Genomic DNA, 10,976 nt, shown 5'->3' with positions numbered 1-10,976 from the left:
CTGTCGACCAGGCCGTGACTCCCCCTGCGCGACGCGGAGTTGAGGAGGGGAACTATCGGCATGAGGAAAGGGACTACTCGCCTGCGCTGGGCTGCCGGGCTGACCGCCGCGGCCACCGCCGTGATGGTTTCGGCCATCACCGCTCCCGCGCAGGCCGCCCCGCAGGAGGGGCGGATACTCGGCGCCGGGCAGGCCGGCGCCATCGGCAACAGCTATATCGTCACGCTCGACGGCGCCACCGACTCCGGGTCGAAGGCCGGGAAGGGCCTCGCCGAGAAGTACGGAGCGAGAATCAGCCACACGTACGACGAAGCGCTCAATGGGTACGCGGTGAAGCTGAGCGCCCGGAAGGCCAAGGAGTTCGCGGCCGATCCGCATGTGGTGGCCGTGGCCCAGGACACGAAGGTGACCACGCAGCACACCCAGCCGGACCCGCCGTCCTGGGGTCTCGACCGGATCGACCAGACCGATCCGCCGCTCGACTCCTCGTACACCTGGCCGGAATCCGCGGGCGCCGGGGTGAAGGTGTACGTCCTCGACACCGGTGTGCGGATCTCGCACCAGGACTTCGGCGGACGCGCGCACAACGGCTGGGACTTCATCGACGGCGATCCCGTCGCCGAGGACGGTTTCGGGCACGGCACGCATGTGGCGGGGACGATCGCCGGCGAGCAGTACGGCGTCGCCAAGCAGGCCGAGATCGTGGCGGTGCGCGTGCTCGACGACGAGGGCGCGGGCAGCACGGCCGGCATCCTCGCGGGCATCGACTGGGTGGTGCGGAACGCGCAGGGACCCGCGGTCGTCAACATGAGCCTGGGCGGCCCCGCCGACCCCGCGCTCGACCAGGCCGTGCGGAACGCGATCGCGGCCGGTATCACGTTCACGGTCGCGGCGGGCAACGAGGCGCAGCCCGCCTCGCTCGTCTCCCCGGCCCGCGTGCCCGAGGCGATCACGGTCGGCTCGACCGAGGCGGACGACCTGCGCTCGGCGTTCTCCAACTGGGGCCCGAGTGTCGACCTGTTCGCCCCCGGGGGCGAGATCACCTCGCTGTCGAACGCGAGCGACACGGCCGTCGTCACCGAGTCCGGCACCTCGATGGCGGCGCCGCACGCGGCGGGCGCGGCCGCGCTGTATCTGGCCGACCACCGGGACGCGTCCCCGGCCGAGGTGGGCACGGCGCTGCAGGAGAAGGCGGCACAGGGCAAGGTGCTCGGCGCGCTCCCGGGTTCGCCGAACCTTCTGCTGCAGGTCAACAACCCGTAAAGCAGGGCCCGTTGAGAGGGTCTGCCCCGGTACCGATGGGGCAGGCCGTCTTGCGTTTCGGTCTCAAGTCGACTTGTCTGCGATGCGGGGTACTCGTTGCCCGTACGCCCCTTGTCGCGATGTCTGCACTCTTACGCGCCAGTAGTTAACAAGGCCCCGGATTGCCCGCCCGGAGAGCGTGGAAGGCTCCCCCGGTACACGCCCCAGCTCCACTGCACCCGACCACCACCCCACCCCCAGGTGATGTCGTGAACTCAAGCGTGAGCATGCCCTTCGAACCACCGCGGATCGGACGTATCCCCGTCCTCGACGTCCAGCCGGCCGTCGACTGCGGCCGGCTCCCCGCCAAGTGTGTCGTGGGCGAGACCTTCCAGGTCAGCGCCACCGTCTTCCGTGAGGGCCACGATGCCGTGGCCGCCAACGCGGTCCTCGTCGATCCGGACGGACGCGAGGGCCCCTGGACCCCGATGCGCGAGCTGGCCCCCGGCACCGACCGCTGGGGCGCCGACGTCACCGCGGACCGCGCGGGCCTCTGGACGTACCGGGTGGAGGCCTGGGGTGATCCGGTCTCGACCTGGCGGCACCACGCGGGCATCAAGATCCCGGCGGGGATCGACACCGAACTCGTCCTGGAGGAGGGCGCGTTGCTCCACGAGCGCGCCGCCGAGGCAGAGGACATACCCAAGCCGCTCAAGGACACGCTCCTCGAAGCGGCCGACGCGCTGCGGGACACCCGGCGCCCGCCGAGCGCACGGCTCGCGGCGGCGCTCACCCCGCAGGTCAGCGAGATCCTGCAGGCCCGTCCACTGCGCGAACTCGTCTCTTCCTCCGCCGAGTTGCCGCTCCTCGTGGAGCGCCCGCGCGCCTTGTTCGGCTCGTGGTACGAGTTCTTCCCGCGCTCCGAGGGCGTGCGCGAGAACCCGGACGGCACCCACACCGGCGGCACCTTCACCACCGCCGCCGAGCGGCTGCCCGCGATCGCCGCGATGGGCTTCGACGTGGTGTATCTGCCGCCGATCCACCCCATCGGCACCACGTTCCGCAAGGGCCGCAACAACACCCTCTCGCCCGAGCCCGACGATGTCGGCGTGCCCTGGGCGATCGGTTCGCCGGACGGCGGCCACGACGCGATCCACCCCGACCTCGGCACGCTCGAGGACTTCGACGCCTTCGTCGCCCGGGCCCGTGAGCTGAATCTGGAGATCGCGCTCGACTTCGCTCTGCAGTGCTCTCCCGACCACCCCTGGGTCGACAAGCACCCCGACTGGTTCCACCACCGCCCCGACGGCACGATCGCGTACGCGGAGAACCCGCCGAAGAAGTACCAGGACATCTATCCGATCGCCTTCGACCAGGACATGCCGGGGCTCGTCAGGGAAACCCTGCGCGTGCTTCGGCACTGGATGGAGCACGGCGTACGGATCTTCCGCGTGGACAATCCGCATACGAAGCCGGTGGTGTTCTGGGAGCAGGTGCTCGGCGAGATCCGGCGCACCGACCCCGATGTGATCTTCCTGGCCGAGGCGTTCACGCGTCCCGCGATGATGCGCACCCTGGCCCAGATCGGCTTCCAGCAGTCCTACACGTACTTCACCTGGCGTAATGAGAAGCGCGAACTGGCCGACTACGCCCGTGAGTTGGCGCATGAGACGGCGCACTACATGCGCCCGAACTTCTTCGTGAACACGCCGGACATCCTGCACGCGTATCTGCAGGAAGGCGGCCGCCCGGCCTTCGAGGTGCGGGCGGTGCTCGCCGCGACCCTGTCCCCGACCTGGGGCGTCTACAGCGGCTACGAACTCTGCGAAAACGTTCCGGTAAGGCCGGGCAGCGAGGAGTATCTGCACTCCGAGAAATACCAGCTCAAACCGCGCGACTGGGCGGCCGCCGAGCGCGAGGGCCGGACGATCGCCCCCCTGATCACCCGCCTCAACGGCATCCGCCGCACCAGCCCGGCGCTGCGCCAGCTGCGCCGGATCCACTTCCACGACGTGGACAACGACCAGGTCCTGGCGTACTCGAAAACCCATGGCCCGAACACGGTTCTGGTGGTCGTGAACCTGGACCCGCACCACACCCAGGAAGCCACCGTCTCGTTGGACATGCCGCAACTGGGCCTCGACTGGCACGAGTTCACCGATGTACGCGATGAGCTCACGGACGAGGTCTACCACTGGGGCAGGGCCAACTATGTGCGTCTGGAGCCGGGCCGATCGCCCGCTCACATCCTCACCGTCCTGCGACCGTCCTCGCCGTGAATCGGAGGGTCACCCACACATGATCGTCAACGAGCCCGTCCCGGACACCTTCGAGGACACCCCTGCGAAGGACCGTGACCCCGACTGGTTCAAGCGCGCCGTGTTCTACGAAGTCCTCGTCCGGTCCTTCCAGGACAGCAACGGCGACGGCATCGGCGACCTCAAGGGCATCACCGCCAAGCTGGACTACCTCCAGTGGCTCGGCGTGGACTGCCTCTGGCTGCCGCCGTTCTTCGCCTCGCCGCTGCGCGACGGCGGCTACGACGTCTCCGACTACACAGCCGTGCTGCCGGACTTCGGGGACCTCGCGGACTTCGTGGAGTTCGTGGACGCCGCCCACCAGCGCGGCATGCGCGTGATCATCGACTTCGTCATGAACCACACCAGCGACCAGCATCCGTGGTTCCAGGAGTCGCGCACCAACCCCGACGGGCCCTACGGCGACTACTACGTCTGGGCGGACGACGACAAGCAGTACCAGGACGCGCGGATCATCTTCGTCGACACCGAGACGTCCAACTGGACCTTCGACCCGGTCCGCAAGCAGTACTTCTGGCACCGCTTCTTCTCCCACCAGCCGGACCTCAACTTCGAGAACCCGGCCGTCCAGGAGGAGATCATCTCGGCCCTCCGCTTCTGGCTGGATCTCGGCATCGACGGCTTCCGGCTCGACGCGGTGCCCTACCTCTACGCGGAGGAGGGCACCAACTGCGAGAACCTGCCGCGCACGCACGAGCTGCTCAAGCGCGTACGCAAGGAGATCGACGCGCACTACCCGGACACCGTGCTGCTCGCCGAGGCGAACCAGTGGCCGGAGGACGTCGTCGACTACTTCGGCGACTTCGAGGGCGGCGGCGACGAGTGCCACATGGCCTTCCACTTCCCGGTGATGCCGCGGATCTTCATGGCCGTACGGCGGGAGTCGCGCTACCCGGTCTCCGAGATCCTCGCCAAGACGCCCGCCATCCCGGCCGGCTGCCAGTGGGGCATCTTCCTGCGCAACCACGACGAGCTGACGCTCGAGATGGTCACGGACGAAGAGCGCGACTACATGTACGCGGAGTACGCCAAGGATCCGCGGATGCGGGCCAACATCGGCATCCGCAGGCGGCTGGCCCCGCTCCTCGACAACGACCGCAACCAGATCGAGCTGTTCACCGCCCTGCTCCTGTCGCTGCCGGGATCGCCGATCCTGTACTACGGCGACGAGATCGGGATGGGCGACAACATCTGGCTCGGCGACCGGGACGCCGTCCGTACGCCCATGCAGTGGACCCCGGACCGCAACGCAGGCTTCTCGTCCTGCGATCCGGGCCGACTCTTCCTGCCCACGATCATGGACCCGGTCTACGGCTACCAGGTGACGAACGTCGAGGCCTCCATGTCCTCGCCGTCCTCCCTCCTGCACTGGACGCGCCGGATGATCGAGATCCGTAAGCAGAACCCGGCGTTCGGCCTCGGCTCGTACACCGAACTGCCCTCGTCCAACCCGGCCGTTCTGGCCTTCCTGCGCGAGCACGGCGACGACCTGGTCCTGTGCGTGCACAACTTCTCGCGCTTCCCGCAGCCCACCGAGCTCGACCTGCAGTCCTTCAACGGACGGCATCCGGTGGAGCTGATCGGCGGCGTTCGGTTCCCCGCGATCGGGGAACTCCCGTATCTGCTCACCCTCGCGGGGCACGGCTTCTACTGGTTCCGGCTCCGCACCGATCCGTCGTAGGTTCGATTACAGGTTCGCAGGCACAGCTCCCCCACCCGTACGGGGAAAGGAAGCACGCCATGTCGGAAGCAGTCATCCGCCCGGCCGCCGGGTACGAGAGTGCCCGGCCCGATCTGCTCGCCTCCCTCGATCCACTGCTGCGCGCCTGGCTGCCCCGGCAGCGCTGGTTCGCGGGGAAGGGGCGGCCGGTCACCGGCTTCACGCTGGTGGCGGCGACCGCACTGCGTCCGTCCGGACTGCTGCATCTGCTCGTACGGGCGGAACAGGCGGGCGGGCCCGCGCAGGGTGTGCCCGCGCAGGGCGATCCGGCGGCGGGCCCGGGTGACTGCTACCAACTGCTGCTCGGCGTACGCCCGACGCTGCCGCCGCAGCTGGCCCCGGCCCTGATCGGGCACGCGGAACACGGGCCGCTCGCCGGGTCCGCCGTGTACGAAGGGGTGCACGACCCCCGGGCCGCCGCGCTGCTCCTGGAGCGGTTACGGATACCCGGCCGCATCGGGGTGCTCCGCTTCGAACAGGCCCCCGGCGCCGAGATACCCGGCGGCCTCACGCCCCGGATGCTCGGCGCGGAACAGTCCAACTCCTCGCTCGTATACGGCGATAGGTACATCCTCAAGCTGATCCGGCGGGTCGTCCCCGGCCTCAACCCGGATCTCGAACTCCCCCTCCTGCTCGCCCGCGAGGGCTGCACCCGCGTGCCCGCGCCGGCCGCCTGGTGCACCGCGGAGCTCGACAGCGGCGAACCGCTGACACTCGGCGTGCTGCAGCCCTTCCTCGCGGGCGCCGAGGACGGCTGGGAGCTGGCGCTGCGGACGCTGGCCAAGGGCGACGACTTCACCGCGGAGGCGTACGCGCTCGGCGAGGCCACGGCCGAGGTGCACGCGGCGCTCGCGGCGGCGGCGCCCCAGGTCTCGCTCGGACCTCCGCAGCGCGAGGTGATCGCCGACGAGATGGTGCAGCGGCTGCGGGACACCGCGCAGGACGTGCCGATGCTGCGGCCGTATGTGCCGGCGCTCACGGATGCCTTCGAGGAGTTGCGTCAACTCCCGGACGCCGACATCGGGTTCGCCCAGCGGGTGCACGGCGATCTGCACCTCGGGCAGTGTCTGCGGGCGCCGGACGGCACCTGGCAGATCATCGACTTCGAGGGCGAGCCCGCACGCCCGCTGTCCGAACGCCGCCGCGAGCAGCCGGCGATGCGCGATGTGGCGGGCATGCTGCGGTCCTTCGACTACGCGGCCTGCTCGGTGCCCGAAGCGGGCCTCGGCTGGGCGGCCGCGTGCCGGGAGGCGTACTGCGCCGGGTACGCCGCGGCCGGCGGCGCGGATCCGGCCGCGCATGCCGTCCTCGTACGGGCCTATGAGACCGACAAGGCCGTGTACGAGGTCCTGTACGAGGCCCGGCACCGGCCCGACTGGCTGCCCGTGCCGATGGCGGCGATCCGCCGTCTGTCCGCTGCCGCTCCCGGAAACCCTGTCGTCCGTACGCCCCCGAGGAGGCCTCGCCCGTGAGTACGCGTCCCCCCGAGCCCCAGCCGCCCGAGAAGCCCGCCCGGTCCTCGAAGGAGGGCGTCGCGAAGGCCGCCCCGGAGCAGGCGGCCGTTCCCCGCCAGCCGAAGAAGGCGGCGACGGGGAAGGCGGCCGTGGAGAAGAAGGCGGCCGCGAAGAAGGCTGTGGCCAGGAAGGCCGTGGCGAAGAAGGCCCCCGCCAAGAAGGGTCCGGTCGAGGAGACCGCGGCGGCGAAGAGTCCGGTCAAGGAGACGACGGCGGCGAAGGGCCCCGTCGAGGAGGCCGCCGCCAAGCGGGCCCTGCCCAAGAAGGCTCAGGCCAAGACGGTGCAGGCCAAGAAGCCTGCCGCCAAGAAGCCTGCCGTCAAGGCGGCTGCCAAGAAGGTCCCCGCGCAGGGGGCCACGGCGAAGAAGGCCGGGAGGACCCCGGCCGCGAGGACTCCGGCCACCAAGACACCGGCCGCCGGGACCCCGGCCCTGACGACACCGGCCACGAAGGCCCCGGCCGCCGGTCCCATAGCCCCCGAGCCCGCGCACCACGCCCCCGCAGCGCTCCCCTTCGAGGAGCGCGACCGCCTGCTCGCCGGCACGCACCACGATCCGCACTCCGTGCTCGGTGCGCATCCGCACCCCGAGGGCGTGGTGTTCCGTGTGCTGCGGCCGTACGCACTGCGGGTGACCGTGATCACCGAGGGGCTGCGGGCCCAACTGGACGACGACGGGGGCGGGTTCTTCTCCGGCGTCCTGCCGCTGCGCTCGGTCCCCGACTACCGGCTGCTCATCTCGTACGAGGACAACGACTTCGAGACCGCCGACCCGTACGGCTTCCTGCCCGCGCTCGGCGAGTTCGATCTCCATCTGATCGGCGAGGGCCGCCATGAGCAGCTGTGGAAGGCGCTCGGCGCCGAGCCCATGACCCATCAGGGCGTCGACGGCACCCGCTTCACCGTGTGGGCGCCGAACGCCCAGGGCGTGCGGGTCGTCGGCAACTTCAACTACTGGGACGGCACCGGCTTCCCGCTCAGGTCGCTCGGCTCGTCCGGGATCTGGGAGCTGTTCGTACCGGGGGTCGGCGAGGGCGAGCTCTACAAGTTCCAGATCACCCGGCCCGACGGCTCGATGACCTTCCGCGCCGACCCGATGGCCCGGCGCACGGAGGTGCCGCCGGCCAACTCCTCGATCGTCCACGCCTCGCACCACGCCTGGGACGACGAGGAGTGGATGGCGGCGCGGGCCGCGCGTCCGGCGCACGAGAGCCCGTTCTCGGTGTACGAGGTGCACCTGGCGTCGTGGCGCCCCGGACTCACGTACCGCCAGCTGGCCGAACAACTGCCCGCCTATGTGAAGGACTTGGGCTTCACGCACGTGGAGCTGATGCCGGTCGCCGAGCACCCCTTCGGCGGCTCCTGGGGCTACCAGGTCACCGGCTTCTACGCGCCGACGGCACGGATGGGCACGCCCGACGACTTCAAGTACCTGGTCGACGCGCTGCACCGGGCCGGGATCGGCGTCCTGATGGACTGGGTGCCGGCGCACTTCCCGCGCGACGACTGGGCGCTCGCGGAGTTCGACGGCCGTCCGCTGTACGAGCACGAGGACCCGCTGCGGGCCGCGCACCCCGACTGGGGGACGCTCGAGTTCGACTACGGCCGCAACGAGGTCCGCAACTTCCTCGTCGCCAACGCCCTGTACTGGTGCGAGGAGTTCCACATCGACGGCCTGCGCGTGGACGCGGTCGCCTCGATGCTCTACCTCGACTACTCCCGCGAGCACGGCCAGTGGACCCCGAACGTCCACGGCGGCCGCGAGAACCTGGACGCAGTGGCGTTCCTGCAGGAGATGAACGCCACGGTCTACCGCCGCGAGCCGGGCGTCGTCACCATCGCCGAGGAGTCCACGGCCTGGGACGGTGTCACCCGCGCCACCCACCATCTCGGCCCCGGCGGCTTCGGCGGGCTCGGCTTCGGCCTGAAGTGGAACATGGGCTGGATGCACGACTCGCTCGGCTACGTGCAGCACGAGCCGGTGCATCGCAAGCACCACCACAACGAGATGACCTTCTCGATGGTGTACGCGTACAGCGAGAACTATGTGCTGCCGATCTCGCACGACGAGGTCGTGCACGGCAAGCGTTCGCTGGTCTCGAAGATGCCCGGCGACTGGTGGCAGCAGCGCGCCACCCACCGCGCGTATCTCGGCTTCATGTGGGCGCACCCCGGCAAGCAACTCCTGTTCATGGGCCAGGAGTTCGCACAGGGCGCCGAGTGGTCGGAGGCGCACGGGCCCGACTGGTGGCTGCTCGACCCCGCGTACGGGGCCGAGCCGGACCACCGGGGCGTACGGGACCTGGTGCGCGATCTGAACTCCGTCTACCGGGCGGCACCGGCCCTGTGGCAGTGCGACACCGTGCCGGCCGGGTTCGCCTGGGTGGTGGGGGACGCGGCCGAGGACAACGTGTTCGCGTTCCTGCGCTACGACGCCGAGGGCTCGCCGCTGCTCGCCGTGTCCAACTTCTCGCCGGTCGTACGGCACGAGTACCGGCTCGGCGTGCCCGACGAGGTGCCCGCGTGGCACGAGGTCCTGAACACCGACGCAGTCGCGTACGGCGGCGGCGGTGTGGGCAACCCGGAGACGATCAAGCCCGATCCGGTGGGCGCGCACGGACGGCCCGCGAGCCTGCGGCTCGTCCTGCCGCCGCTGGCGACGGTGTGGCTGCGGCCGGCGTGAGACAGGGGTGGGTGGGCTCCCCGGCGGACCGGCCGGGGAGCCCACCCGCCCACCTCAGAACCCGTCCTCGCTCAGCTCCGTGATCCCCGCGTACAGGCAGCTCCACAGCTCGCCGCTCGGGGTGCCGCGCTCGAAGAGACCGGGCGCGAGCTCCTCCATCTCCGCCAGGTACACCTCGGCCAGGTCCTCCTGGTCGCCCTCGTCGGGATACGGGTGCCAGCACGCGTTGCGGTAGCGGTTGATCGCCTCCAGGCAGCGGGTGAAGACGTCCAGGTCCGGGGCGATGGCGATCAGGAAGGGGTGCCCCACGCCCTGCGGCCTGGTCACCTTGGTCCAGATGTGCACCGTGCCCGCGCTCCGGTGCAGATACAGCCGACCGTAGTCGACGCGGGCGAAGACGAGCAGGTCGCCGGGCGTCACACCCTGCGGCAGCCCGTCGGCGGACAGCTCGCCGTCGGCGGGCGCCCGCCACGCGTCGAGCGGCAGCAGCTCGAACTCCCCTCCGTGGCACGCCCAGTACGTGGGTACGCCGACGCCCCGCAGGAACTCCCGGGTCCCGGCGTGCTCGACGGCATCGGGCAGCTCCTCCTCGGAGAGCCGCAGCACCCGCCGCTCGCCGAAGACTTCGGCGACCCTGGCCGTGGTGAGCGGACCCTCGGGCCGCACTGCCCGCGGCTCGGGCCCCGGCGAGCCCTCCTCGGCCGACGACCAGTCGATCTCGCCGCGCGGCCAGTCGCCGAGGACCTTCGGATCCGTCTCGATCAGCGCGATGCCGTGCACGCTCTCGACGAGATGACGCGTGCGGCCCTCCACGACCGTGACGGCCGACGCGTCCTCCCAGCACTCGGGCGCGGTCAGCTCCAGGTCGGCGAGGTCCGGTGTGCCGTCCGCCGGATCGTCCCCGGGCGCGGGGGTCAGAGCGTCCGGATCGGGTGCGGGGACCGGGCGGCCCGTCGCCTCGTCCAGCCAGGTCCGCTCCTGCCCGAAGGAGGTACGGACTTCGATGAGCACCCCGTCCCCGTACCCGTGCCGCCCCGCATACCCGTCGTATCCGGTCAGACTCGGTTGCGCCACGAACCCGTTGACCGGCCGCCACCAAGCCCAGACCGTGCGCCAGGGCATACCCGGTTCGGCCTCGGCGATCCGCTCCGCGTACGCGTGCTCGCCGAGCATCCGGGCGGCGAACTGCAGCCAGGCGGCGAATTCGGCGCGCGGCACGTCCGCACCGCCGAATATCGCCTCGGCCTGGAGGAACACCTCACGTCCCGGCCCGGCACCCCCGTCCTCGATGAGCGCGCGCACCGCCGGGCGCCCGGCGGCGAGCAACCGCCGCGGATCGTCCAGGATTCCGTCCGGGATGTCGTCCAGATGTTCGGTCATACCCGCATGCTGCCACCCGGCTCTGACACCACCGCAGGCCGGCGCACCTTCCGCTTCGACTTCAATACGTCAACTGCCTTATGCCTGAAGGGAGTTGAGACTTTCCTTTCGCGCGATATGT

At 70.5% G+C, this 10,976-nt stretch carries 6 protein-coding genes; 5 read left to right on the top strand and 1 reads right to left on the bottom strand.

The features are described from left to right. Nucleotides 1-60 precede the first annotated feature (60 nt). From H9Y04_RS02525 to glgB, 5 genes are all read left to right on the top strand, one after another. Nucleotides 61-1,263 (top strand): S8 family peptidase, encoded by a 1,203-nt coding sequence (locus H9Y04_RS02525; RefSeq protein WP_187811975.1) that lies wholly within the window; start codon nt 61-63, stop codon nt 1,261-1,263. Nucleotides 1,264-1,529: 266 nt separating this feature from the next. Further along, the gene (locus tag H9Y04_RS02520; protein ID WP_187812121.1) at nt 1,530-3,521 is read left to right on the top strand and encodes an alpha-1,4-glucan--maltose-1-phosphate maltosyltransferase; all 1,992 of its coding nucleotides are present in this window, start codon (nt 1,530-1,532) and stop codon (nt 3,519-3,521) included. A 19-nt stretch (nt 3,522-3,540) separates the two neighbouring features. Next, the gene (gene treS, locus H9Y04_RS02515) at nt 3,541-5,241 is read left to right on the top strand and encodes a maltose alpha-D-glucosyltransferase (protein ID WP_187811974.1); all 1,701 of its coding nucleotides are present in this window, start codon (nt 3,541-3,543) and stop codon (nt 5,239-5,241) included. A gap of 59 nt (nt 5,242-5,300) precedes the next feature. Continuing rightward, nucleotides 5,301-6,752 (top strand): maltokinase N-terminal cap-like domain-containing protein, encoded by a 1,452-nt coding sequence (locus H9Y04_RS02510; RefSeq protein ID WP_187811973.1) that lies wholly within the window; start codon nt 5,301-5,303, stop codon nt 6,750-6,752. Then, the gene (gene glgB, locus H9Y04_RS02505; protein WP_438818062.1) at nt 6,749-9,475 is read left to right on the top strand and encodes a 1,4-alpha-glucan branching enzyme; all 2,727 of its coding nucleotides are present in this window, start codon (nt 6,749-6,751) and stop codon (nt 9,473-9,475) included. The genes H9Y04_RS02510 and glgB overlap by 4 nt, the downstream gene beginning before the upstream one ends. 54 nt (nt 9,476-9,529) lie before the next feature. Here glgB and H9Y04_RS02500 read toward each other — a convergent pair whose 3' ends face one another. Further along, the gene (locus H9Y04_RS02500; RefSeq protein ID WP_187811972.1) at nt 9,530-10,855 is read right to left on the bottom strand and encodes an SUKH-4 family immunity protein; all 1,326 of its coding nucleotides are present in this window, start codon (nt 10,853-10,855) and stop codon (nt 9,530-9,532) included. Nucleotides 10,856-10,976 lie beyond the last annotated feature (121 nt).

Origin of the sequence: Streptomyces polyasparticus (genome assembly GCF_014493765.1) — a bacterium.
In the GTDB taxonomy this organism is placed as follows: domain Bacteria; phylum Actinomycetota; class Actinomycetes; order Streptomycetales; family Streptomycetaceae; genus Streptomyces; species Streptomyces polyasparticus.
The sequence above is the reverse complement of the archived record's forward strand: the minus strand, read 5'-3'. Positions and strand labels throughout refer to the sequence as shown.